The 24,642-nt window shown below is 30.7% G+C and carries 23 protein-coding genes; 17 read left to right on the forward strand and 6 right to left on the reverse strand.

Annotated features, from left to right (window positions below):
• Positions 1 to 60: 60 nt before the first annotated feature.
• The 3 genes from IMX26_RS17535 (at position 61) to IMX26_RS17545 (ending at position 4,277) form a co-directional block, all read left to right on the forward strand.
• On the forward strand, positions 61 to 492 hold the full coding sequence (locus IMX26_RS17535; protein ID WP_195159648.1) for a transcriptional repressor: 432 nt from the start codon (positions 61 to 63) through the stop codon (positions 490 to 492).
• A 264-nt stretch (positions 493 to 756) separates the two neighbouring features.
• Positions 757 to 3,117 carry a transglutaminase domain-containing protein gene (locus IMX26_RS17540; RefSeq protein ID WP_195159649.1) on the forward strand — a complete coding sequence of 787 codons (2,361 nt, stop codon included), beginning with the start codon at positions 757 to 759 and terminating at the stop codon, positions 3,115 to 3,117.
• 272 nt (positions 3,118 to 3,389) lie between these two features.
• Positions 3,390 to 4,277, forward strand: coding sequence for a DUF3658 domain-containing protein (locus tag IMX26_RS17545; protein ID WP_195159650.1), 888 nt, complete (start codon positions 3,390 to 3,392; stop codon positions 4,275 to 4,277).
• 234 nt (positions 4,278 to 4,511) lie between these two features.
• On the opposite strand, the gene IMX26_RS17550 is transcribed toward IMX26_RS17545, so the two are convergent.
• A complete protein-coding gene (locus IMX26_RS17550; RefSeq protein ID WP_195159638.1) occupies positions 4,512 to 4,652 on the reverse strand; it encodes a hypothetical protein in 141 nt (46 codons plus the stop codon).
• 74 nt (positions 4,653 to 4,726) lie between these two features.
• On the reverse strand, positions 4,727 to 5,950 hold the full coding sequence (locus tag IMX26_RS17555; RefSeq protein ID WP_195159639.1) for an IS256 family transposase: 1,224 nt from the start codon (positions 5,948 to 5,950) through the stop codon (positions 4,727 to 4,729).
• Between the two features lie 109 nt (positions 5,951 to 6,059).
• Here IMX26_RS17555 and IMX26_RS17560 point away from each other — a divergent pair, with 109 nt between their 5' ends.
• From IMX26_RS17560 to IMX26_RS17570, 3 genes are all read left to right on the forward strand, one after another.
• Complete coding sequence (locus IMX26_RS17560; RefSeq protein WP_195159651.1) at positions 6,060 to 6,884, forward strand: DMT family transporter; 825 nt, start codon at positions 6,060 to 6,062, stop codon at positions 6,882 to 6,884.
• A gap of 196 nt (positions 6,885 to 7,080) precedes the next feature.
• Positions 7,081 to 7,701 carry a TetR/AcrR family transcriptional regulator gene (locus tag IMX26_RS17565; RefSeq protein ID WP_195159652.1) on the forward strand — a complete coding sequence of 207 codons (621 nt, stop codon included), beginning with the start codon at positions 7,081 to 7,083 and terminating at the stop codon, positions 7,699 to 7,701.
• 65 nt (positions 7,702 to 7,766) lie between these two features.
• A complete protein-coding gene (locus tag IMX26_RS17570) occupies positions 7,767 to 10,328 on the forward strand; it encodes a PEP/pyruvate-binding domain-containing protein (protein ID WP_195159653.1) in 2,562 nt (853 codons plus the stop codon).
• Between the two features lie 170 nt (positions 10,329 to 10,498).
• Here the strand turns inward: IMX26_RS17570 and IMX26_RS17575 are convergent, their stop codons facing one another.
• The 3 genes from IMX26_RS17575 to IMX26_RS17585 all read right to left on the reverse strand — a co-directional run bounded on the left by IMX26_RS17575 (position 10,499) and on the right by IMX26_RS17585 (position 11,556).
• Positions 10,499 to 10,702, reverse strand: coding sequence for a M28 family peptidase (locus tag IMX26_RS17575; RefSeq protein WP_195161448.1), 204 nt, complete (start codon positions 10,700 to 10,702; stop codon positions 10,499 to 10,501).
• Between the two features lie 76 nt (positions 10,703 to 10,778).
• Positions 10,779 to 10,937 (reverse strand): hypothetical protein, encoded by a 159-nt coding sequence (locus IMX26_RS17580; protein ID WP_195159654.1) that lies wholly within the window; start codon positions 10,935 to 10,937, stop codon positions 10,779 to 10,781.
• 58 nt (positions 10,938 to 10,995) lie between these two features.
• A complete protein-coding gene (locus IMX26_RS17585) occupies positions 10,996 to 11,556 on the reverse strand; it encodes a GNAT family protein (RefSeq protein WP_195161449.1) in 561 nt (186 codons plus the stop codon).
• A gap of 118 nt (positions 11,557 to 11,674) precedes the next feature.
• On the opposite strand from IMX26_RS17585, the gene IMX26_RS17590 reads away from it, so the two are divergent.
• Together IMX26_RS17590 and IMX26_RS17595 are read left to right on the forward strand one after the other, a co-directional pair.
• A complete protein-coding gene (locus IMX26_RS17590; protein ID WP_243259242.1) occupies positions 11,675 to 13,219 on the forward strand; it encodes a YjjI family glycine radical enzyme in 1,545 nt (514 codons plus the stop codon).
• A gap of 7 nt (positions 13,220 to 13,226) precedes the next feature.
• Positions 13,227 to 13,991, forward strand: a complete 765-nt coding sequence (locus IMX26_RS17595; protein ID WP_195159655.1) for a 4Fe-4S cluster-binding domain-containing protein — start codon at positions 13,227 to 13,229, stop codon at positions 13,989 to 13,991.
• A 36-nt stretch (positions 13,992 to 14,027) separates the two neighbouring features.
• Here the strand turns inward: IMX26_RS17595 and IMX26_RS17600 are convergent, their stop codons facing one another.
• Complete coding sequence (locus tag IMX26_RS17600) at positions 14,028 to 14,702, reverse strand: cyclic nucleotide-binding domain-containing protein (RefSeq protein WP_195159656.1); 675 nt, start codon at positions 14,700 to 14,702, stop codon at positions 14,028 to 14,030.
• A gap of 163 nt (positions 14,703 to 14,865) precedes the next feature.
• On the opposite strand from IMX26_RS17600, the gene IMX26_RS17605 reads away from it, so the two are divergent.
• The 9 genes from IMX26_RS17605 to IMX26_RS17645 all read left to right on the forward strand — a co-directional run bounded on the left by IMX26_RS17605 (position 14,866) and on the right by IMX26_RS17645 (position 24,632).
• On the forward strand, positions 14,866 to 15,954 hold the full coding sequence (locus IMX26_RS17605; protein ID WP_195159657.1) for a hypothetical protein: 1,089 nt from the start codon (positions 14,866 to 14,868) through the stop codon (positions 15,952 to 15,954).
• 62 nt (positions 15,955 to 16,016) lie between these two features.
• Positions 16,017 to 16,535 carry a transposase gene (locus tag IMX26_RS17610; protein ID WP_195159658.1) on the forward strand — a complete coding sequence of 173 codons (519 nt, stop codon included), beginning with the start codon at positions 16,017 to 16,019 and terminating at the stop codon, positions 16,533 to 16,535.
• A gap of 1,193 nt (positions 16,536 to 17,728) precedes the next feature.
• Positions 17,729 to 18,415, forward strand: coding sequence for a 4'-phosphopantetheinyl transferase superfamily protein (locus IMX26_RS17615; protein WP_195159659.1), 687 nt, complete (start codon positions 17,729 to 17,731; stop codon positions 18,413 to 18,415).
• A 2-nt stretch (positions 18,416 to 18,417) separates the two neighbouring features.
• Positions 18,418 to 19,923, forward strand: coding sequence for an amino acid adenylation domain-containing protein (locus IMX26_RS17620; protein ID WP_195159660.1), 1,506 nt, complete (start codon positions 18,418 to 18,420; stop codon positions 19,921 to 19,923).
• Positions 19,924 to 19,942: 19 nt separating this feature from the next.
• Complete coding sequence (locus IMX26_RS17625; protein ID WP_195159661.1) at positions 19,943 to 20,170, forward strand: acyl carrier protein; 228 nt, start codon at positions 19,943 to 19,945, stop codon at positions 20,168 to 20,170.
• 47 nt (positions 20,171 to 20,217) lie between these two features.
• A complete protein-coding gene (locus IMX26_RS17630; protein WP_195159662.1) occupies positions 20,218 to 21,732 on the forward strand; it encodes an MBOAT family protein in 1,515 nt (504 codons plus the stop codon).
• Positions 21,732 to 22,682: a hypothetical protein gene (locus IMX26_RS17635; protein WP_195159663.1), complete on the forward strand. Its 951-nt coding sequence runs from the start codon at positions 21,732 to 21,734 to the stop codon at positions 22,680 to 22,682. The genes IMX26_RS17630 and IMX26_RS17635 overlap by 1 nt, the downstream gene beginning before the upstream one ends.
• A gap of 151 nt (positions 22,683 to 22,833) precedes the next feature.
• Positions 22,834 to 23,517 (forward strand): response regulator transcription factor, encoded by a 684-nt coding sequence (locus IMX26_RS17640; protein WP_195159664.1) that lies wholly within the window; start codon positions 22,834 to 22,836, stop codon positions 23,515 to 23,517.
• Positions 23,493 to 24,632 (forward strand): HAMP domain-containing sensor histidine kinase, encoded by a 1,140-nt coding sequence (locus IMX26_RS17645; RefSeq protein WP_195159665.1) that lies wholly within the window; start codon positions 23,493 to 23,495, stop codon positions 24,630 to 24,632. The genes IMX26_RS17640 and IMX26_RS17645 overlap by 25 nt, the downstream gene beginning before the upstream one ends.
• Positions 24,633 to 24,642 lie beyond the last annotated feature (10 nt).

The following is a 24,642-nucleotide window of genomic DNA, read 5'->3' on the forward strand; positions in this document are numbered from 1 at the left end:
TTTATTAGTTATTTTGGATTAGGGGGATGGATTGTAATGCAGTTAAAGGTGAATAATATTGTGAGAAACATAATGGAAAAGAATAATATTAGAATAACAAACCAAAGAAGAAAAATACTAGAGATTTTAATCGAGAATATAGATACGCATATGTCTGTAGAAGATATTTATAATACAGCTAAAACTAAAAATTACATGATAGCCATTCCCACCATTTATAGAACTATGGATATTTTAGCTGCGATAGGAGCTGTAACTAGACATGATTTTGGTGAAGGTGCGGCAAAGTATGAAATTTTTATAAAAGAAAAAGAAAATCATTGTCATTTAGTTTGTAAAAATTGCAGAAAAATAATTGAAGTTTATGGATTACTTCCAGATAACTTAGGTAAAAGAGTCTACGAAAAAAAGGGCTTTCAATCTGAAGATTGTAGTCTAAAGATTTATGGTTATTGTAAAGAATGTTTAAGTAAGATGAAAAATAAGCAATAAGAGTTTTTTAAATTTTATTATCTATTAGTATTTTTTAGTACTATAGTAGTATTTAAGTTAAAATTAAGTTTATAAAAAGATAAAAATCGCTTTCGATTTTTATCTTTTTATGTTTAGTGAAACGTTTATTAGGGTAAAACTAGCAGAACCGTTAGTTAAATTAGCAGCTAATATAGATTAGCTAAAGACATAAATTTGTTAAACAATTACATGTTTTTTTTAACTTTAAGGTAGCTTTAACTGGATGTATTTTAATCTATAACTATGATTAATTTAATCACAGTATTAATTGTAAATAAGATTTTTATTAGCTATAATACAAGAGATTACATAATTAATAATTTTCTTAACTTGCAAAAAAGCATAGGACATATGAGAGAGGGAATAAGCATGAAAAAGCTATTAAGCTTGGTGTTAACTGTTGTTTTAGTGATGGCATTAGTTGGATGTTCTGCTGAAAATAATGCTAATGGAGAGTTAAAAGAACCGATAGCGAAAGAACAAAATGATAATGAAGATTTTAGCTTAGAGTCTATTTCTAAGTTTAATCTATCAGAAGCACAACGTGGTAAAAACGAGGATCCTTTTGAAACCGTAGAACCATTACATAATGTACCAGCAGATAACCAATTTGTAATTAAACTTAATCTTGGAACTGATCCATTTGATGATTTTAGAATAGAAGAGCAGTTTGAGGTTTATACAGATAGAGAATGTAAACGTAAACTTTTAGCAGATGTTGTTTTTGATAGAGCTAAAAATGAAATTACGGTTAAACCCGATAAAAGCAGTTGGGGAATGTATGCTAGAAAAGGTGTTGATAGTGAAGAAAAGCGTAACTGGGGTGGATTACAAACATACTACCTATTAATTAAACATGATGTTACAGCTACCAAGGTAACCAAGCTAGAAAAACCTAAACGTATGATGTTTACAGTTCAGTCGAAGGTAGATATACCAACTGTAACAGTTAAACATAATTTTGAAGGAAACTTAACATTGTATTGGAAAACCATAGAGGGAGCTACCGAATACAAAATATACCGTGGAACTAGTCATGGCATGGAAGTGATTGGTTCAACAGAAAAAACTGAGTTTGTTTTATCAGAAGATAGATTTAGAACTGTTGCTATGAATACCCTGGTTGGTGAAGTTTATGACTTTGCAGTTGTAGCAGTTAAGGGAGAAGAGCAGTCAAGACTAAGTAATATCATTATAGGTGATGATTTAGATGATATTGCTATTAGTAAAATAACATATGGTGAAAAAACACGTTTTTCAAGTGATGAGATAGATACTATTTTAGATTTGCCATTAAAAATAAGTGTTGATATGGTGAAATACGATGGTGATTATCATAGAAAAACTTTACCTATCATCTGGGATTTTGATAATATGGTTGTCATGAAAGGTGAAGTAGAAAAATATGTAGGAAAAGTATTAGGTACAACTTTTACTGTTAGGTATTTGCCTTTTAGCGACTTACCTACAGATGAAGAAATAGCTGCATTTAAGGAAAAAGCAAAAGAAAATGAAGTAAGTATTGGAGCTGTAAATGTTGAAGATCAAATTGACATTCCAAATGCTCCTAGCAACGAAGATAGCAAGGAAATGAGCAACAAAGATGTAAACGACATTGTTAATAACGATGAAGAAAAAGTGCCAGAAAAAAGTTTAGAGATAACAATTGCTGAGGGTATGTTAAAGCACGAGACAAGTATAGATATTTCTATGCATAAAGAGGCTAATGATCCTATATTATTAAAAGATACTCTCTTAAAAGTTATTACTCAATATCCTTTAATCCTTGATGAAGAAAATTATAGATATGATTATCGTAATAAAAAATTATTAATTGGCTACAGATGGACTAAAGAAGAAGCTCTGAAAAAACAAATAGAAATAGTAAATAAAGTTTCAGATGTTGTGGGTGAAATAATTAAACCAGACATGACCATAGAACAAAAAGAACAAGCATTACACGACTGGGTTACTAGTAGGGGTGAATATCACATAGAACTCCTTGAAGCATTTTATGATGGAAAAGATATGCGAGATATTTCTGAGCAATATGCTGACTCATTTAACCCTTATGGCATACTTATTAATGGACTTGGTGTGTGTCAAAGTTATGCAGAGTCTTACAAACTATTATGTGATGCTGCAAACGTACCATGTGTAGTTGCTTCAGGCACAGTTGGCTCAGTACCTCATGCTTGGAATAAAGTTAGATTAAATGATACATGGTATCATGTAGATGCCACCAATAATGATGGGGATAGTATTCCTTATGCTGTATATAATGCTAGTGATAAAGTAGTGTCTACAGACTTTACTACAAGTGATGAATATATATTAAACTCAGAATTAAAAAATTATGTAAGTGATAAAGATGATAAAGATTACTACATGATAAACGGACAATTTGCTCAGTCAGAAGAAGATTTAAATATTTTATTTAATAAGTATGTTAAAACAGGAGAGGATTTTTGCATAAAAGTTTCTCCAAGTATTCCAGATGATACAATAATTAAATTATTGGCTATTAATTTTACTGATTATCCCGAATTAGCTTCTAAAGCGAAATTTGCCAAGATGTTTAATGTATTAAAGATATTTTACTAAATAAACATAGTTACAAAGTTTAGAGCATATTAAAAGACAAAATTTCTATTAATAGATTTTTTGTCTTTTTATTTTGATATTTTGCATACTATCTTGCTAAAAAAAATACCTTACTAATTTGTGTAACTATTATATAATGAGCTATAATTAAAGAATTCGTAAACAAGAATATATTTAAAAATATAATGGGTTGTGCAACTAGTAAATTACTTTTGTAATATGCAATAGAATTATAGTTAAAAGTAAATAAAAATAAATTAGGTGGTGACAATATGATTGAAGCAGTGTTTAGTGAAAGTTTAAAAGGCTCTTTAAAAGTAGCAAAAAGTTATAGTAAAGAAAGTAAGCATAATAGTGCTATTGCTTATATTGGAGATAAACAAGCTCTAAAACAATTACAAAGTAATACTGAAGGTGAAGCACTTGAAGGAAGTTCAAACGATGTTGTTTTTATTGGTTGTAATTTAGATATAGGTGATATCAGCTGTGTTGAAAATGAAGAATCACGCAAAGATGTGTTAAAAAGCCTATTTAGTTTTGCTAGTTTTGAAGAAAATGAAATGCAAACATACCTTAATAGACAACGCAATGACTTAAGTAAATTAATTAATGCTGCAAAAAGTGGTACAGCCATAAGAGTATGGAAAAGTAATGCACCCTACTCAGCCTGTGCTTATGCTTATTTATGTAATACGTTAAAAAGTATTGATTGTGAAATAAGTGTAATGGAGCTACCTACATACTGGCAGACTTCCGAAACTAGCTTAACATCTTATACTGATTGGGCAGAGATTGCACCCTATAAGTTTTATCAATTTTTATCTATAGAGCGCAAAGTATCTACATTGGAAAAGTGTTTGCAAAGTAATATTTGGACTAATTTAAAAGAAGAAAACGCTGCATTGCGTGCTGTAGTTAATGGTAAACTAATTTCTGTTCCAGAGAACTTTTATGACCATTTAATTTTAAATAACCTGCCATCTGGCGAGTTTGAAATGGCCAGATTTATAGGTACAATTTTAGGCAAATATCCATTGGGCATTGGCGATGCTTGGTATGCACTACGTATAGAAAAAATGATTAAAAATAATATATTACAGCTCGTTTCAATTAAAGACTGTAGTCATCAATACAGTAAAATATTAAAAAAAGTGAAATAAAGTGGTTTAGTTATCTTTATTAATTTTAGGTTTTATAAGATTAAAATAAATAGATATAAAGATTAATCTAGGAGGATGAAAATGGACAATAAGAGACTGTAAATATTTCTGTGTCTAAATAAGTTTGCTTAAAATCTGACAACAAAAACAAAGAAGAAACTAATTTAAATATAGAATTGCCAAAATCAAAGATTTTATGTATAAAAATAAATGATTTTGGCAATTTAATTTATGCTAGAATGTAATATTTTTTGAATTATTATATAAATACTTATCTATAGTTATTCTCATATGCATAACAATATCCTGTTCTGTGTACTCATAAATCTGGTCATCAACAATTGCATGAGAACCAAGGTCAAATAGTAACTTCACTTCAATATACTTAGGATAAAGATAAAATGACCTCTAAGTAACTTTTAAGATATTCTTTAGTAAGCGACATAAGCTCATCTTAAAGCAAAAGCAGCAAGCCTTTCGCCATAGAAAATCATCAGCTGATTAAGGACATTATCCCAATCCCTATATCTGGTAGTCCATTTTTCCATAATATTTTGACTAGCCAAATAAAGCATTTTTTCAAGTGATTTATTAGTTGGAAAGACTGACTTAGTTTTAGTTACTTTTCTAAACTGTCTATGAACACCCTCAATAATATTGGTAGTATACATAATTCTTCTAATTGCTAAAGGAAACTTGAAAAATGGAGATAGTATATCCCAATTTGACTCCCAACTAGTTATAGCGTATGGGTATTTCTTGCTCCACTTTTCACCTAGCTCAGTAAGAGTTTCAAAAGCAACTTCTTCATTGACTGCTCTATATACTTGTTTGAAATCTCTAGCAAACTCTTTTCTATCCTTATAATTAACAAATTTAAAGGTGTATCTTAACTGATGTATAATACATCTTTGTACTTCAGCGTTTGGATATGAGGCTTGTATGGCTTCTTTTAGACCTTTTAACCCGTCTATACTAAATATTAGCACATCTTTGACTCCTCGGTTCTTGAGTGAATTAAGTATTGTTAGCCAGAACTTTGAAGATTCATTTTCACCTATCCAGATACCTAATATGTCTTTTTTACCATCAATTGTTACTCCTAATACTACATAAGCTGCTTTACTCTTAATTTGACCATCTTCTCTCACTTTATAGTGAATTGCATCCATAAATACAAATGGATAGATGTCGTCTAAAGGTCTATTTTGCCATTCATTTATTTTAGGAATAATTTTATCTGTTATTTTACTAACCATTTCTGCTGATAATTTTATACCATATATGTCTTTTAGTTGGTCATGTATATCTCTTGTTGACATACCTCTAGCATATAGTGATATTACATTTTCTTCTATACCTGAAATATCTCGTTTATGCTTAGGTACTACCTTAGGTTCAAATTCTCCATCTCGATCCCTAGGTACTTCAATTGCTAGTTCCCCATATTTTGTTTTTACTTTTTTTGAGGTATAGCCATTACGTTTGTTCTTTGTTTGTTTATCCTTACGCTCTCTTTTTTCATATCCTAAGCTTGTCTCTAACTCTACTTCAAGCATTTCCTGTAGGGTATCTTTGAATAGGTCTCTTAAATAGTTATGCACATCTTCTGATGTTTGTAGTTTACCTTCACTAATTATCTCTCTTAGCAATTGCTGACGTGCTGTTTTCATTAAAAAAACTCCTTTTCTGGCTTCTCTTTGCTAAGTATTGCCAGATTAGAGTTTCTTTAGACACAAAATTTTTTACATACCCGACAATAAACCTAAAGCTGTACTGTTTATGCTAATGTCTGCGCTTTCATTTGTGTTTATGCAAACAATGGTGAAACTAGCAGGCGATATACCTATCTTCGAAAAGGTTTTGTTTCGTAACCTTGTAAGCTTAGTTGTAGCTCTTTATGTCATTTATAGTACAAAGACAAAGATGTTTGGTAATAAGGAAAATCAAAAATACTTACTTAGTAGGTCTCTATTAGGTGTTGGTGGTGTAGTATTTTATTTTTATGCAATTAATAATTTAATTATGGCAGATGCTGCTATGTTAAATAAACTTTCTCCTTTTTTTGTGACAATTTTTGCTTATCTTTTCTTAAAAGAAAAGCTTAATAAAATACAAGTTCCATCATTAATAATTGTGTTTATCGGAGCATTACTAATTATTAAACCTGAGTTCAGCTTTGAAGTATTACCTGCTTTATCGGGATTATTATCTGCAATATGTGCAGGTGCAGCATATACATTAGTTAGGTTGTTAAAAAATAAAGAGAATCCTTCTACTATTATATTTTACTTCTCTTTTGTATCTGTAATTGCAATGATTCCCTTAACCATAATGAATTTTGAGATGCCAGTTGGTATTCAATGGTTATATCTTATTGGTACAGGAGTATTTGCTGCAATAGGTCAATATGGATTAACCTTTGCTTATAAACTTGCTCCAGCCTCCGAAGTATCTATTTACAATTATATGAGCATTATTTTTGCGGCTATAATGGGCTTTTTTATGTGGAGAGAGGTTCCAGATTTACTAAGTGTTATAGGTGGTTTGCTCATTATTGTAGTTGCAGTTGCAAGTTTTTGGTACCAGAACAAAAGAGTTGCTTAAAAAATATAATTATATTGTTTTGTTGTAATGCTTTAGCAATAACTCACTTATTTAATAAGTGAGTTATTTTTACATATTACATTAATAACAATACTTAATAGATCGAAATGGTCATTTATATTTGACATTTATAGGTGCTAGAGCATATACTAAATATAGACCGAAGTGGTCTAGCGGTTCTAGAAAGAGTGACATAATGGAAGATAAGTTTAAAAATATAGATTTAAATAATGAAAAAGTAAAAAGAATTGTTAATGCTGCGTATGAAGAATTTGCAAAGTATGGTGAAAATAAAGCATCGTTAAATAAGATTCTTAGATCATCGGGTATTTCAAAAGGTGTTTTTTATCACTATTTTGAAGATAAGCAAGAGCTGTTTAATTTTTTACTATATTACTCGGTTAGTAAAGCAGTAATTGATTTAGAGCAGAATTTTGATTGGAATAACAACGATATAATTAAAAGAATATGTGATGTTTCTAAGTGTAGATTTGGGATTATAATAGAGTATCCTTATTTAATGGAGTTTATTGAGCAATTTAGAGATAAAGTTTATAACGAAGCTCAAAAAAGTAATTTTAAGGTATTTAGAGAAAAGTTCTATACATTTAATATTGATTACTCAAAGTTTAAAGATCAATCAAAAGCAAAAGAAGCTATTCATATAATTCGCTGGACTTATAAGGGGTTAGGCATAGAGGTGCTTAATAAACACGGATATGTTTTAGATGACGCTATTATTGTAGAACTTATTAATTTATGTGATTTGTACTACCAAGTATTAACTTCTCATTTTTACAAACAAGTAGGTAATTAAAGCATAATAGAAACCTAGTACTGTTGTTAACAGACAGAGTACAGTTATTGAATAGGAGGGTTACTATGATATATTATTTTAATGAAAAGAAAATACCAGAATTGTCTCAAGTAGGTGGAAAAGCCAAAGCCCTTATTGAAACCACAAATGCGGGATTTCCTGTTCCAGAGGGTATAACACTATCTGTTGATTTTTTTAGTACATGGCTCAACACAATTAAGAGTTCAAATGAGTTTAAAGCAGTAATTCAAAATACTACCAAAGAAAACTGTGATGCAGTAAAGGCACTTGCTGAGGTTATGAACTTTAACGAATGGCAGAGTGAGTCTTTTAATAAGACATTTACAAATTTACAGGGTAATATTTTTGCTGTAAGATCATCATCTCCAGAAGAAGATCTTGAAGGTACTAGTTTTGCTGGCATGTACGAAACATATCTTGGTACAAATAGAAGTGAGATAGAAAAAACTGTGGCACGTGCTTTTTCGTCGTGTTTTGATTATAGGGTAATGCGGTATAAAAAACAGAACGCAATAGATCTTAATAATACTAGTATTGCAGTTATCATTCAAAAACAAATTGATTCGGAAATGAGTGGGGTAGGTTTTTCACTTAATCCACTTAACAACTGTTATGATGAGGTTGTAATTAATGCTTCGTTGGGGCTTGGGGAAGCTATTGTATCAGGTATTGTTACTCCTGATATGTATATTTATGATGCTGTAGACAAAAGAATTATTGATAAAAAGATTAGTAAAAAAGAAATAGCAATTTATCTTAAAGAAGATGGGGGTACTGTTAAGAAAGAGATACTTAATAAAGAAAAGCAGACACTTACAGATAACCAAATAGTAGAGCTCTCTAGTTTAATAAAAAAAGTAGAAGAGTACTATAACAAACCAGTTGATACCGAGTGGGCTTATGAAAAAGATAAACTTTACTTGCTTCAGGCAAGGCCTATAACAAGCTATTTACCATTTTTTGAAGAGCTCTTAACAAAACCTGGGGAAAAGAAAAGATTTTATTTAGATTTAATGGTAATGACTCAAGGCTTTGATGAACCTATGAGTGTATTAGGTATGGAAGTTTGGTCTGAGATGTTATATAACATTAAGTTTGGAATGATGACACCCCAAGCTAAAGGTACTACTCCTGCATTGTATGGTCGTGAGTATATAAGTGTTACCGACTTACAAAAGATTGTAGGTAAAAAAAATGTTATGAAAATGTTTAACTCGTATGATGGTAATGTTAAACGAATTTTTAATAAAATTGATTTAGATGCCCATTTTCCTAATAAAAAACCTGAAGGGGTAAAAGGCTTTAAAAGAAAAGCAATAAAAATGTTTTGTAAGATGTTGCCTGGAGTTTTTAAGGGTATATTTCTTAATTATAAGGCAGTTATTAAAGACTATAATGAAATTGCAGATGACATTATTAACAGAGCAAAGAATCTAAAAAAAGAAGATAGTTTTAAATACAATGCTTCACAGATATCTCAGCTATTAATGGAAACAATGGGAACAATATCAGCGATGTTTGCTGGCATGCTTGCCCAATCATCTATTAAAAAAATGTTTAAGGGTGAAGATATAGAGAAAGAAATCATTGCTCTTGCTATGGATCTTGAGGGTAATCCTACTAGTGCAATGGGTCATTTACTAGTTAAAATGGCTTCATATGAGGAATTTCAAAATACAGCATCAAGGCAAGAGTTTATTAAAAAGTGCAAAGATAGAAATTACTCTAAAGAGTTCATGGCAGACTACAATGAGTTTATGGATAAATACGCTGTTAGGGGTATGAAAGAAATTGATATAGCATCACTAAGAATTTATGAAGATATTGGTTTGTTATACGTCAAGCTTATTGAAATAAACATTGAAGACAATCAAATTATAAAGGTTAAAGAAAAGCGACAGCAGGCTTATAATAAGCTTCTTAAAGCAGCAAAGGCCAAAGGCAAAGAAAAGAAATTTATAAAAGCAGCAAATAAGTATCAAGCAACCTTTGGTTATCGAGAACACCCCAAGTATGTTATTGTGTACATCTTAGCCATGTTGCATAATATTTGTTTACAAATGGCAAACGAATGGGTTAAAGAGGGTCGGTTAGAAGAACCATATCATATATTTGATTTACATGTAAATGAAATAGCCAAAGCTCAAAAAGATGCTAATTTTAATATGAAAGCGGCTAGGGTAAAGAACCTAAAAGGCTATCAAAAAGTAGCTCATGTTAAAAATTGGCCACTGGTAATAGACAGTAGGGGTAAAATATATAAACCTAAAATGCAGATAAAAGATGGAGATATTGTAGGTGACCCAATAGCTCCTGGTAAGGTAGTTGGTAAAGCTAAGGTATTAAAAAGCCCTTATGAAAAACCGTTATATTCAGGTGAGATTCTTATTACTAGGGCCACAGAGCCATCGTGGACACCTATATTCATAAATGCAGCAGGTGTTATTATGGAAATCGGGGGTCCACTACAGCATGGTGGAATTATTGCCAGAGAGTATGGCATACCATGTGTAAGTGGCTTAATAGGTATAATGGATATGGTTAAAGATGGAGATTTAATAGAGGTTGATGGTTATAATGGGATTGTAAAAATACTAGAAAAATAATAAATACAAATAATTGCTGCATTAAAGATTACTTGTATATATTACCTTTAGTAGTGTATTGATTAACAATGACTAGTGTTGTGAAAAAAAAATACATTTCAAAAAGAGAATGAGAAAGCATGGCATCTAATTAGATATCATGCTTTTAATTTATAAATAATAGGTATTATTTAATGAGTTTCAACTAAAACTTTAAGCGTTGCCATAGCTATTTTTTGCAAAGCCTCGTAATTAATATTCTTAGAAATATCTGCTGGAGTATGGTAATACTCGCTTCTAAAGTTAGCCATATCAGTTATAAAAAGACCCGGTATGCCTTTTTTCCAGAAAGACCAGTGATCAGATCTTAATACATCTGATGCATATTTTTTTATTAAATTATATTCAAAGGGAAGTCCTAATCATATGTAGTCTATATTAATTGTTTCATCTTGGCAACTTGCTAAAAATCTATTTAGGATATCTGTAGAATTTTTTTTCACCAAATACTGCAATACAATTTCTTTTCACCTTTTCTAAATCAACATTTTTAGTTTTAATTAGCTGTTTAATATTATCATCAAAAGGTAACTCACTTGTTTTATTACTTTGTGGATCAACCCATCCCAAGCAGTCATATCATTCTATGATTTTATGGACTAATTAAATTAAATTTCATAAATTCTTGTTAACTATTTCGTTCCTCACGCAGTATGCCATAGCTTACAGAGTCGTAGTATTTACCATCTACAATCCTTGCTTTTCTGTATACCGCTTCACATTTTAGTCCAGTTTTTTCTGCTAACTTTATCATTCTTAAGTTTCCCGACCAAGTCGTAAGACCTAATCTTACTAGTTGAGGATATTTCTCAAATAATATATCAATCCACAATGGTAATGCCTGATAACCAATGCCTTTACCCCAGTATTTTTCATTAAAAATGACAATTCCAACTTCCATCCACAAGGTTTCTTTTGATTTCCAATACCAAGATACTTCACCTATAAGCTCATTAGTATCTTTATTGGCTATCATCTGTCTTACTTCATGAAAACCTTCATCCTTGTTTAACAGTTTTGTTCTTAGTTTTTTAATACAAGCTTTTAACTCTTCTTCGGTAGTTTGTTTAAAATAAGGTCCATTAAATTTATGATATTCTCTACTTGGGTGTTTTAAATAAAAGTAATTCTCTAAATCATTAATGGTAATATTTCTGAGAACTATAGATGTATTATTAGTTATTACAATCGCCCCTCTCTGTTATGTATATTATAAGCTTTGAAGTGGGTGTTTTCAAGGTTATAGAAAACTTACGGACATTTGTCCTAGAATATTTAGCAGATTTGACTATACTTTAAGTAACTAAATGTATATATATGAAAGTGGTGTTATTATGCAGTCCAGTCTTAATGATATTATTGATATTGTAATTAGTAAAACTATGACTCCACAGCAAAAACTAATTGCTTTAGGCAATACCGCAGAAAGGCTTATTTCACCTGTTGAGCTTCTTGGCTACACAGAAGAAGAGCTGGCATACATTAATAATCAAATGATATGTGATTTAAATGAGGGTTATGCTATTTATCGACCACGTTATATTGTGCCAGATTATACTGTCTTTGCAGAAAAAGGCTGTCAGTTTTTAGAACTAGAGCCACCCAAAGATTTAGATGAACTATTAGATGGCTTGCTTATTCTTTATAGTCATGTTCCATCAATAACATCCTACCCAGTATTTATAGGTCACTTAGATAGACTAATAGAGCCTTTTTTAACTAATGAAAAAACAGATTATCTTAAAATTAAACGTTTTCTTAACCATATAGATAAAACAATTATCGACTCTTTTTGTCACGCCGATATAGGTCCTTATGACAGTAAGGCTGGCAGATTAATATTAAAAGCAGTTGTGGAGCTAGAAAATCCAACACCTAATATGACAATTCGTTACGATAAAAACAAAACATCAAAAGATTTTGCACAGCTTGCGGCGGCTGCTTGTTTACAAGTATCTAAACCATCATTTTCAAATGACGTTTATTACAATAAAGATATTGGCAGCCATGCTATTTGTAGTTGTTACAATGCTTTGCCTTTAGCAGGTGGAGCTTATACTTTGTCACGTTTACGGCTAGGTACTATAGCTAAGTCTGCTACTAGCTTAGACATGTTAATTAGTGAACTACTACCAAAGGTAGCTAAACTTATGTTATCAATTATAGATAAACGAACTAGTTTTATTGTTGAAAAATCTAATTTCTTTGAGTCAAGCTTTTTGGCAAGTGAGGGTTTTATAAACAAAGATAATTTCACAGCAATGTTTGCTATTGTTGGTTTAGCAGATGCTGTTAATACTATGCTTGCTTTAGAGGGATTAAGTGAAACATTTGGAACTTCTACAAGGGGTGATGAAATAGGTCATTTAATCATGAATACTATTAAAGAAATAGTTGAAAAACATGAAGGAAAATATGTTAGCAGAACTAATAACAGATATTTGCTTCATGCTCAAGTAGGTGCCTCAATTCATGAAGAGGACAAAGACAATACTCCTGCTCATAGAATTAAAGTAGGTCAAGAGCCATCTTTAGTTGAACACTTAAAACAATCAGCCCCATTTCATCAATATTTTCCAGCTGGCACAGGTGATTTATTTGCCTTTGATCAAACTTGGTTAAGTCACCCAGAGGCTATAGTAGATATAATTGATGGTGCTTTTGTTAGTGGTTATCGCTATATAACAACCTATTTAAAAAATTCCGATTTAATTCGGGTTACTGGCTATTTAGTTAAAAAAAGTGAAGTAGAAAAACTAAGAAATAATCAGGCAGTTTTAAGAGACACAACTGTGTTTGGTATGGGTACCGAAGATAATAGTAAAGTCTTTGACCGTAAACTAAGAGAGTAGGTCTATTATGAGGTTACCGGTACGTCGAATAATTCCATTCTCTAATGTTGAGGGAGTAGGTAATAGAACAAGTATTTTTGTTCAGGGCTGTAACGCTAATTGTTTATATTGTCATAATAGCGAAACCATTGTTATGAAGTGTGATGAAGCTAAGCTATACACCGTAGCTGAGTTGTTAAAGATCATTAAAACCAATATGCCTTTCATACGAGGAATAACGGTTTCGGGCGGAGAATCTACGCTTTATTATGAATTTTTAGTAGAGTTATTTAAACGAGTACACGAGTTAAATTTAACCTGTTACGTTGACACTAATGGCTTTTATGACACCATTAAATTACAAGAGCTAATACAGCATACCGATAAATTTCTGTTTGATATTAAAGCTAGGGGTGAATCCCTAGCGCCTTTATGTTTTTCTAACTTATTACCTAAGTCTTCTGCTTTAGCTAAAAATTATTATGAGAGATTTATAATTAATGAGCAACATTTTAATAATCTTGAAATACTATTAAAACAAGACAAGGTTGAAGAAGTGCGTTTGGTGTATATTAAGGGTTACTACGATGTTAAAAATACTGTAAATAGAATAACTCAATTAATCAAGCCTTATACAAATGTAATTTTTAAGCTTATTAGGGTTCATGTTAGGGGGTTGCCTAAAGCAAGAGCAGTAAAGCTTAAAGGTGTTATTCCAAGCAAAGCAGAAGTAGATGAGTTAGAGTTGTATATTAAGTCATTAGGGGTGCAGAATATAGTAAAGATTTATTAATAAATAAATAATATGGGGGACTTTTTGTCCTTCATATTATTTATAACTAGCCTTTTGCTGAAGTTTGTTTATATCTATTACAGTTACTGCTGCATTTTCTCTTATTAATATGCCTTCTTGCTCTAATTCTGCTAACACTCTTCTTAAGTGTCTTAAACTAATTCCAAGATAATCCGCAGTTTGATTGCTTTGTACATCAGGAATCTTATTGCCATGAATTTTAGAGAGTTCATACAAGAATTTTGCTAAGCGGTTTTTAAGAGGATATAGTAAAGTTCTGGCATATTTAAAAGAAGTTCGTTTCATTTTTTGAGCTAGGTTTCGGCAAATATACTTGTAAAATTGACTATTGTGTTGAAAATATAAATCAATAGAGTTTACTGGAATAGCTAAAAGTGTACAGGGGCTTAGGGCTCTTACCTGATAATAATAATTGTCGTCATTAAAATACTCTATATCACCAATAACATCCCCTAAAATTATAATATCTAAAAGACTAAGTTTGCCTTTTTCGGATAATGGAACAATTCCGGCCTGACCATCAAGCAACACATAAAGATTTTCGACATTATCTTCACTATTAAATAGAACTTCACTAGCTGCAAAACTATGTAAAGACAACATACTAAGCAAATTATCATCAAAAATGTGAGTTAGGTTAAGGTCCTTTATATATTTTTTAATAATATCAGTATTCTTAGATATTTTCATGTTAAGTCCTTTCAATAATATATCATTAATATAAAGTTTAATACTATAAAAGTCAAAAAAAGATAGTGTAAATCAAGTTAGCCAAGAAATACTAATTGAAGTATAATAATATTATATCAACAAAACATATGTTTAACTATTATTAAGTATTTAAGGGGTTAAAATGGAATTTCACAATAAAAAATATAACACCGTTGCAGACTGGTATATTGGAGGCTTAGCCAAATTTTTAAGCCCCCTATATGAAGTAGTGCCAGAGAGCATTAGCATTAAAAAAAGTAAGTTTATTAAAGCTGAACAAGAGTTACATAGTTACATTAATAATCTATATCAAAATATGCATAATAATGCAGAGTTATATAATATACCTTTAGCAACTTTTGAGGGCAAAGACTTTAACAAAAAAAGACTAAAGGTGCGTAAAGTTATCAACATCATTTTAGATTTTTTGTATAAACTTGCTCAACTTGCTACCCTAGAAGAATGTAGCTTAGTTTTAGCAATAGAAAACTGGCATAAAATAAGAGATGATAAAATAAAAAAGCTTAAATCCGAAAAAAAATTTAATAATCTTGTTTTGATATTAGGTTTTACAGTAAATGTAAAGCAAAATATAGTTGTTATTAATCATAAAAATTACCCAGCTATGTTAATAGCCCTTAGTTACTATGCAAAGTTATGTAGCCAAGATAAAAAATATGGTTTTAGATACTTTTATCAGCTGGATTTTAGAAGATTTAATAACTATAAATTACAGATGAACGATGTTATAAACTCATTACCATTAGAGCTTAAAATAATGGTAACAGAAACAGATAATTTGTTAATGAAGTTAAAGTATCGCAAAAAAATAGAGCTTTATGAGGACTTTGGATATCGAGTAGCCTACTCCAATAAAGCAGGTGTGGTATATTATATTCATATTAATTCCTATAAAATAGATACTTATTATCATTATTTGCGTTGGGTTTTAAATTCAGCTCAATCGGATAAATGTATTAACACATTGATTCAAGAAGGTAAACAAAATATAGTAGATTACCTAAAACATAATATAGTACAATGTGACCCCAATTGTATACCAGGTTATGGTGCTAAATCACCAGAGCAATGCCAAGCACGTATTCATATACCATATTATGATCTTTATGTTTGTAAAGATAAAGGCTGTTTAGTAGGAATAGCTAGTTATGAATTTGAGTATATTCAAGTTGTTTTAGAAATAATTAATGAGATTATTTCTAAAAAATAAAGATATAAAAATATAAAGTTGCTAAAAAATTTTATTTTTCTATAAAATATAAGGAAACCTATATGACAAAACTTAATAGAAAACAATTAAGGATTAATAACTATGATTACTCTAAACCTAACTATTATTTTGTAACTATCTGTACGTTCAATATGAATAACCTCTTTGGAAGAATAATTAATAACAAAATGAATTTAAATAGTAGTGGTGTAATAGTAAAAGACGCTCTTTTAACAACAATATCTTATAATAAAACTTTTAAGCTTGATAAATATATTATTATGCCTAATCATGTACATGCTATTATTATTAAAAATAATATTTTAATAACAAAAAATTTATTACCCAAGTCCACCACATCAATAAGTGATTTTATTTGTGAATTTAAGTCAAGAACTGTACATAAGTATATTCGTGCTGTAAAGAATAAAGAATGTCCACCATTTAATAAAAGAATATGGCAACGTAGTTTTTATGACCATATTATAAGAAATCAACAGGATTACCAAAGAATTTGCAAATACATAAACACAAATCCTCAAAAGTGGCAGCAGGATAAATACTTCAATGCAAAAATATAAAAAGTGATAAGCGGTGGAGGGCTTTATGTCCTCCATAATTAATAAGATAACCCACTCATTAAAAAAGGCAGACACAAGGCCTGTCACTACGTAGAGTAACAGAAGTAAAATCCGTAGTGGAGGGCTTTATGTCCTCCAAAATTAATAAGATAACCCCCCTCAAAAAAAGAAGGCAGACACAAGGCCTGCCACTACGAAAGTAACAGAAGTAAAAGCAGTAGTGGAGGGCTTTATGTCCTCCATAATTAATAAGATACCCCCAAAGAAAACAAGGCAGACACAAGGCCTGCCACTATGTAGAGTAACAGAAGTAAAATCCGTAGTGGAGGGCTTTATGTCCTCCATAATTAATAAGATAACCCCCTCATTAAAACAAGGCAGACACAAGGCCTGCCACTACGAAGAGTAACAGAAGTAAAATCCGTAGTGGAGGGCTTTATGTACTCCATAATTAATAAGATACCCCCCATTAAAACAAGGCAGACACAAGGCCTGCCACTACGAAGAGTAACAGAAGTAAAATCCGTAGTGGAGGGCTTCATGTCCTCCATAATTAATAAGATACCCCTTCATTAAAACAAGGCAGACACAAGGCCTGCCACTACGAAAGTAACAGAAGTAAAAGCAGTAGTGGAGGGCTTTATGTACTCCATAATTAATAAGATACCCCTTCATTAAAACAAGGCAGACACAAGGCCTGCCACTACGTAGAGTAACAGAAGTAAAATCCGTAGTGTAGGGCTTTATATCCTCCATAATTGATAAAATAACCCTTCATTAAAACAAGGCAGACACAAGGCCTGCCACTACGAAGAGTAACAGAAGTAAAATCCGTAGTGGAGGGCTTCATGCCCTCCAAAATTAATAAGATAACCCACTCATTAAAACAAGGCAGACACAAGGCCTGCCATTACGTAGAGTAACAGAAGTAAAAGCCGTAGTGGAGGGCTTTATGTCCTCCAAATTAATAAGATACCCCCAAAAAAACAAGGCAGACCCAAGGCCTGCCACTACGAAGAGTAAAGTAATAAGCCGTAGTGGAGGGCTTTATGTCCTCCAAAACGGTTTTCGTTTTTGTTAATCAAAAATTAAGAATTTCTTAAGTTTAAATTGAAGTTTTTTTAATTTTAGTTAGCTATACTAATAACATTCGGAGATAACAAGTAGTTTATAACAAAAGGAGAGCAAATTACTTGAAAACATTAATACTTACAAAAATAAAACCCATAGATTATAAGGATCTAAAAGATGTTAGCAGGTTTATTTCCGAAGAGAGGCTTGCTCGTGCAGAGCTATTTACAGACAATAACAGAAAAAATGAATTTATTACAGTTGAGATAGCTGCTTCATATTTTGTATCAGAGGTTTTTAATATATCTTTACCTAAATTTAATGGCAAAGCGGGTGAAAAACCCTATTTATGTAATTATCCTAATATATCAGTTAGTCGTTCATATGCTGATAATTATGTAGTATTTGCCTTAGAAAATAATTTTGATATTGGTGTAGATTGCGAAAAAATAAAAAGCTTTGATAAAAACACCCTTAAGTATTTTTTTACAGAACAAGAGTGTAGATATATTAATGACTCAAAGTGTCCTAATCTTGCTTATGCAATTATTTGGACTCGCAAAGAAAGTTATCTAAAGTGTACTGGTCAAGGTCTTGCTTTTGCTCTCAGTAAGCTTGATGTTACACCACAAAATAATTGGGTAAATAGTAATAGTAGGTATCCAATTTATAAGAACAACGATCAAGTTAAGAGTAAATTTATTAATAGCTATATATATAATGATCTTGTAATATCTCTCTGTAGTACTAGTGATAACAATAGCCCTACATTAACATTACAAGTTAAAAACATGAATTTAGGAGTATAGCAATGACAAAAACTATTATTGATTTTTTCGAAAATACAGCATTAAAGTATCGTTCTAAAATAGCAGTAGGCGATAAAAACGCCAGTTTTACTTATGAGCAACTTATGGAAAAAGCCCAAAAAGTAGGTGCAGTTATTGCAGAAAAAGGCTTTATTAAAAGACCTATTGCGATATTGATGAATAGAACATGCAAATTGCCTGCAACAATGTTAGGTGTTTTATATAGTGGTAACTTTTATGTAGTTTTAGATAGTAACTCAACCTTTAATAGGCAACAGAAAATAGTAGACATTCTTAGGCCATCTGCTGTAATATATGAAAGTCAGTTTAATAATATAGTAAATCAGTTAAATGGTGAATTTGTGAAATTAGAGTTAGAAAAAATAGAACCTACAGCTAATGGTTACAAAAAACTCAATAAAGCAAAAAATCAAATACTTTCAACAGACCCTGCTTTTTCGATATTTACATCTGGTTCTACTGGGTTCCCTAAGGGTGTATTAATAACTCATCAAAATGTTATATCATACATTGATTGGTTTACAACAAGTATGAAAATATCTAGTAATACAGTGTTTGGATCTCAAACTCCACTGCACTTTAGTATGTCGGTATCTGATTTATTCGCTACCTTAGCTAAAGGTGGCACATATCATATGATACCCAAAGAGTACTTTGTGTTTCCTGCAAAACTAATTGAATTTATGAACGAGCGTAATGTAAATACAATATATTGGGTGCCAACAGCGCTTGCTATTGTTGCCAAGTTTAATTTATTTAAATATACCAAGCCAACATCTTTAAATAAGGTATTATTTGCAGGTGAAGTTATGCCTATTAAATACCTAAATTATTGGAGAAGCTATTTACCTAATGTTATGTATGCAAATTTATTTGGTCCAACCGAAACCACTGATATTTGCACCTATTATGTGGTTAATCGTGAGTTTGAGGATACCGAAAGTTTGCCAATAGGTAGTCCTTGTGAAAACTGTTGTGTTTATTTAATAAATGAACAGGGTGAACAGGTAGCTGATGGTGACATAGGAGAGCTCTATGTTTCAGGAGCATTTGTTGCAAAGGGTTATTACAATAACTATAAAAAAACTAAAGAGAGTTTTGTTCAAAATCCCTTACAATCGGCATACCCTGAGTTGGTTTATAAAACAGGTGATTTGGCAAGAAAAAATGAATACGGAGAGCTTGAATATTTGGGAAGAAAAGATTTTCAAATAAAGCGTAATGGTTATCGCATAGAGTTAGGCGAAATTCAGGCTGCATTTGCTAAAGTTAAAGGTATAGAGTTATCAGTTTGTTTATATGATGAAAAGCAACAACAGATAGTATTGGTTTATGAAGGGGCTACACATTTAAAAGAACAGTTAAAAAAAGTAGCTAATCAAAAACTTCCAGCATATATGCGCCCAGATAAATATATAGCTACTGATTGTTTCCCTAAAAACGCTAATGGAAAAATAAGTAAAAAACTATTGAAAAATATTATATAAAAATGGAGAGAGAAATATAATGAACAAAATAATTGAGATATTGTCAGAGATAATACCAGGAGAAAATTTTGAAACCGCTAACAACCTTGTAGACGGAAAAATTTTAACATCTGCCAATATAATTCGTCTTGTTGCTAGTTTAAATGAGCAGTTTGATATTGAAATAACACCGCTATATTTGGTACCTGAAAATTTCAATTCAGTAGAGAGTATTTTTAATTTAGTGACTTTGCTTGACGAGGAATAGTATTCATGCCTAATCGGATTTTTGTTTATTTTATACTGTATTTAGTCATGAATACCCTTATATACGCTGTTTGCCCTCGCAAACAGCGTTATATTGTGTTATTAATGTCTAGTTTAATTTTTTATAGTGTTTTTAGTGGATATGGTGTTTTGCTGTTGTTATGCACTATTATTACTACACATTACACAGCTCTAGTTATGGATAAAATAGGGTTAGCATACATTACTACTGGGTTAGCTAAGCCCGAGCGAAAAAAACTAAAAGCCCAAATTAAGCATAAAAAACGCCTTGTATTATGTTTGTGTATTGTTATTAATGTGGGCATTTTGTTAATAACAAAGTATTTTAATTTTTTTTCAAGGTCTTTTAGTAAACTTATTGCTACTTTTGGTCTTAATTTGCCTGTTCATGTAATAAAAATTATTTTACCTTTAGGTATTTCTTACTATACGTTACAAGCATTGAGTTATGTAATAGATGTATTTAGAGGTAAATATCCGGCAGAGAAAAATATTTTAAAGACTGCTTTATTTATTGGATTTTTTCCGCAACTGCATGAGGGACCATTTGGGCGATATGATAAGCTTATGCCTGTTATGTCAGCAGGTAAACAAATAAATTCTGAGAATTTGTATGAGGGAATTGCTCGTTTTTTGTGGGGCTTTTTTAAGATATTTATGGTCGCTAATCGGGTATCATTAATATCTGATATGGTCTTTAATGATTACAGTTCATATGGTGGTTTTGCCATTATTATAGGCATAGTTGCCTTTACAATACAGCTTTATGCAGAGTTCTCTGGCTATATAGACATAGCTGTAGGTATTGCTAAGGTATTAGGTATAGAGTTAGCTAAGAATTTTGATATGCCCTTTATATCACAAAATGTAGCTGAATTTTGGCGTAGATGGCATATTTCATTAGGATTATGGTTCCGTGATTATGTTTTTTATCCTGTTTCTACGTCAAAAGTAATGTCTAAATTAAGAAAAAAAGTAGGCTCTAAACTTGCAAATTTTGTATCTATAAATTTAGCAATGTTAACAGTATGGTTTTTAACAGGTATGTGGCATGGAGCAAGTGTAAAATACATTGTTTATGGTCTGTATTATTTTGCACTAATAATGCTTTATAATTTGCTTTCACCCTATATAGAAAAATTATTGAAAAAGTATGAGATTAGTGCACATAACAAAATTCTTATAACAGTGAGAATAATAAAAACACTTATACTTGTTGGAATAGGTATGTTAATTTTTCGAGCCAAAAATCTAAGAGTTTTTAGAATTATGTTAATGTCTGTTTTTACAAAAGGTACAATGCAATTTAATATACTAGCTAAAATTGATTTAAAAGACTTAATTATACTTTGTATTTCTTTTGGATTAATGTTATTACCAGTATTTCTTAAGACTAAAAATATTGAAATAGATACTAAATATAATTCACTTTCATCTATTAAAAAGTATTGGATTTGCTTTACTGCATTTAGCATAATTGTTATTTTTGGAGCTTATGGATTTGGATATCTTCCGCCAGACCCAATATATGGAGGGTTTTAATGAAAAAACATAAAATGAATTTCAAAATATTATGTTGTGTAATCTTATCTTTATCACTTTACACTTATATTTGTGTAATTTTTACCCCCAAATCAATTAATGATTTAGGCGGTAAAAACTATTATGGCGGAATGGGATTTTTAGCAGAACCCGAAAATTCTCTTGATGTAATCATGTATGGTAATTCAGATGTATATTCAGGGTTTATACCTGCATTGATGTATGAGAAATATGGTTTCTCTTCATATGCTTCTGGTGTGCAACTTCAAAGTATCAAGAAAATAAATCACTTGTTAAAAGCGACTTTAAAAAAGCAACAACCAAAAATAGTAATCCTTGAGGTGGATTGTCTTTACGATAAAGACAGTTGTTTAATAAATAATAATAACCTTTTTCTTGCTTCGGTCATGTATCATACCCGCTGGAAAGAGCTCAAACTACGTGACTTTTATACACTCCCAAACAGAAAAAATAAGTATGACATAACAAAAGGTTATGAGCACTCGAATTATGTTTATAAATTTAATCCCGGAAAATATATGGGGCATAGTACTGACAAGCCAGCTGCAATACCAGCAAAAAATATTAAACAGCTAAAGTTTTTTCTTAATACTTGTAGTAAAAAAAATATTAAAGTTATATTTTTAGAACTACCTAGTTCGGTATCTTGGACCTATGCCAAACATAATTATATAAGTAAAATAGCATCGGAAAATGATATTGCTTTTATTGACCTGAATATTCCAAACAGTAATTATCAGGCCGATTTTCAAAATGATTTTCGAGATAATGGTAATCACTTAAATGTATATGGTGCAAAAAAAACTACAACATTTATAGGGGATTTTATAGAAAAGAAGTATAAAAATATAATCATAGAAGCTAAGAAAGCAACCGTATTAGACTATTGGAGAGATGTAGTATCCTATTACTATGAACAACTTAGTTAGATTATTAATGACATTGTTAAATTATATAATATATTGTAGTGGAGGGCTTTGTGCTCTCCATTTTTTTAGTTACTAAATTTTATGTAGAATTAAAAATTTATGTTAACATAATAAAAGACCATACCAGTTATATAGTAATAGGAGATAAAATATGAGACTACTAATTATTGAAGATGAAGTTGAATTAGCTAATAGCTTAAAAACTCGTTTAAATACCATTGGTTATGCTGTAGATATTGCTTACGATGGTTTAGTCGGTGAAGAAAAAGCTTTAGTAAATAATTATGATATTGTTGTTTTAGATTTAAATCTTCCTAACAAAAATGGAATTGAAGTATGTAAAGCACTTAGAACAGAAGGTGTTGAGTCAGCTATTATAATGCTTACTGCTAGAGATACAGTTAAGGATAAAACACTAGGATTAGATAATGGAGCAGATGACTATTTAATAAAGCCATTTGCCTTTGAGGAATTACGAGCCAGAATACAGGCTTTAGTACGCCGTAGTTATCAAAGAAGCAACCCCATAATAAAGCTTGATGAATTAGTAATAAATCCATTATCAAGAATGGTTACTTTTAATAATATAAAACTTAGCTTAACTACTAGAGAGTTTGATATTTTAGAGTATATAGCAGTTAAGTATCCCACAGTAGTTTCCACAGAAGATATCTTGGAACATGTTTGGGATGAAAACATTGATTCTTTTTCTAATGTTGTTAGAGTACATTTAGCTAACTTAAGAAGAAAGTTAAAAAATAATGTAGGAGATATAAAAATAGAAACAATAAAAGGTAAGGGGTATCGATTATGTTTAAATTCAAAACAAGAATAGCTTTACTAAATAGTATATTTATCATGTTAATTGTTGTATTAGTTTTTATTATCTTATACTATTCTATAGGACATAACTTAGCAAAAATGTCCATTGTGGAAGAAATTTATCCTACCGGGGTATATATAACAATACATGAGTTAACTGAAAAATCTATAATAGCTGATAATCGAGGTTTGAATCCTAAACAATTAGACAAAGTAAATATCGATACAATTCAGTTAGATAAGTTAATTATAAAGGAGATTTCAAAGAAATTAATGACTGTGTTAATAACAATATTTATAGTTGTTATGATAATCTCATTTATACTGAGTCGGTATTTGTCTTCACTTACAATGAAGCCACTAGAGTCAATAACTAAAGCTATTAATGAACTGTCATCAGACAATTTAGAACTGAACATTAATTTAAATAAAATTAACGCAGATGATGAAATTATAAAGCTAACGAAGTCTTATAACAATGTTGTTAAGACCTTAAACAAGACCTTTTTTGATTTAGAACAGTTTAACTCTTATGCCTCACATGAACTTCGTAATTCATTGGCTATTTTTAAATCAAAAATAGAGGTAGGGGCAAGTAGTGAGGAACTTAATAAATATATTGATAAGTTAAAAGTGACTATTAATGACATGCTGATACTTTCTGCCAGACAAATAAATAATAATACTGAACAAGTAGATATCGCCTTAATAGCAGCACAAGCTGTAGATGATTACTTAACAACTGGTAGAACTATTAAGCTTGAGATACCCGAAGATGGAGTTACCCCTATAGCTGGTAATGAGAGTTGGTTTTATAGATGTGTAGCTAATTTACTGGATAATGCCATTAAGTATAGTAATGAAGACACACCTATTAATGTATGTGTAAAAGAAAAAGATAATGCTGTAATACTATCTGTAGAAGACTTTGGTATGGGTATTTCTAAAAAAGATCAAGAAAATATTTGGCAACCTTATTATAGTATTAATTCAGGTAAGAGTATTCATGGCTTAGGATTATCGCTTATAAATAATGTAGTGGATTTATGTGGTGGTATGGTATGGGTCAACAGCTCACAAAACAAAGGAAGTACTTTTTATCTCTCTCTACCTATTTCTTTATCTTAACTTAACATTG

The sequence above is a fragment of the Clostridium sp. 'deep sea' genome (assembly GCF_014931565.1).
In the GTDB taxonomy this organism is placed as follows: Bacteria; Bacillota; UBA994; order PWPR01; family PWPR01.

Excerpts from the sequence above, each read along its gene's own strand:
- IMX26_RS17540 (WP_195159649.1), top strand. The coding sequence starts at position 757 with ATGATTAATTTAATCACAGTATTAATTGTAAATAAGATTTTTATTAGC.
- IMX26_RS17545 (WP_195159650.1), top strand. The coding sequence starts at position 3,390 with ATGATTGAAGCAGTGTTTAGTGAAAGTTTAAAAGGCTCTTTAAAAGTA.
- IMX26_RS17555 (WP_195159639.1), bottom strand. The coding sequence starts at position 5,950 with ATGAAAACAGCACGTCAGCAATTGCTAAGAGAGATAATTAGTGAAGGT.
- IMX26_RS17560 (WP_195159651.1), top strand. The coding sequence starts at position 6,060 with ATGCTAATGTCTGCGCTTTCATTTGTGTTTATGCAAACAATGGTGAAA.
- IMX26_RS17565 (WP_195159652.1), top strand. The coding sequence starts at position 7,081 with ATGGAAGATAAGTTTAAAAATATAGATTTAAATAATGAAAAAGTAAAA.
- IMX26_RS17570 (WP_195159653.1), top strand. The coding sequence starts at position 7,767 with ATGATATATTATTTTAATGAAAAGAAAATACCAGAATTGTCTCAAGTA.
- IMX26_RS17590 (WP_243259242.1), top strand. The coding sequence starts at position 11,675 with ATGTATATATATGAAAGTGGTGTTATTATGCAGTCCAGTCTTAATGAT.
- IMX26_RS17595 (WP_195159655.1), top strand. The coding sequence starts at position 13,227 with ATGAGGTTACCGGTACGTCGAATAATTCCATTCTCTAATGTTGAGGGA.
- IMX26_RS17600 (WP_195159656.1), bottom strand. The coding sequence starts at position 14,702 with ATGAAAATATCTAAGAATACTGATATTATTAAAAAATATATAAAGGAC.
- IMX26_RS17605 (WP_195159657.1), top strand. The coding sequence starts at position 14,866 with ATGGAATTTCACAATAAAAAATATAACACCGTTGCAGACTGGTATATT.
- IMX26_RS17610 (WP_195159658.1), top strand. The coding sequence starts at position 16,017 with ATGACAAAACTTAATAGAAAACAATTAAGGATTAATAACTATGATTAC.
- IMX26_RS17620 (WP_195159660.1), top strand. The coding sequence starts at position 18,418 with ATGACAAAAACTATTATTGATTTTTTCGAAAATACAGCATTAAAGTAT.
- IMX26_RS17625 (WP_195159661.1), top strand. The coding sequence starts at position 19,943 with ATGAACAAAATAATTGAGATATTGTCAGAGATAATACCAGGAGAAAAT.
- IMX26_RS17630 (WP_195159662.1), top strand. The coding sequence starts at position 20,218 with ATGAATACCCTTATATACGCTGTTTGCCCTCGCAAACAGCGTTATATT.
- IMX26_RS17635 (WP_195159663.1), top strand. The coding sequence starts at position 21,732 with ATGAAAAAACATAAAATGAATTTCAAAATATTATGTTGTGTAATCTTA.
- IMX26_RS17640 (WP_195159664.1), top strand. The coding sequence starts at position 22,834 with ATGAGACTACTAATTATTGAAGATGAAGTTGAATTAGCTAATAGCTTA.
- IMX26_RS17645 (WP_195159665.1), top strand. The coding sequence starts at position 23,493 with ATGTTTAAATTCAAAACAAGAATAGCTTTACTAAATAGTATATTTATC.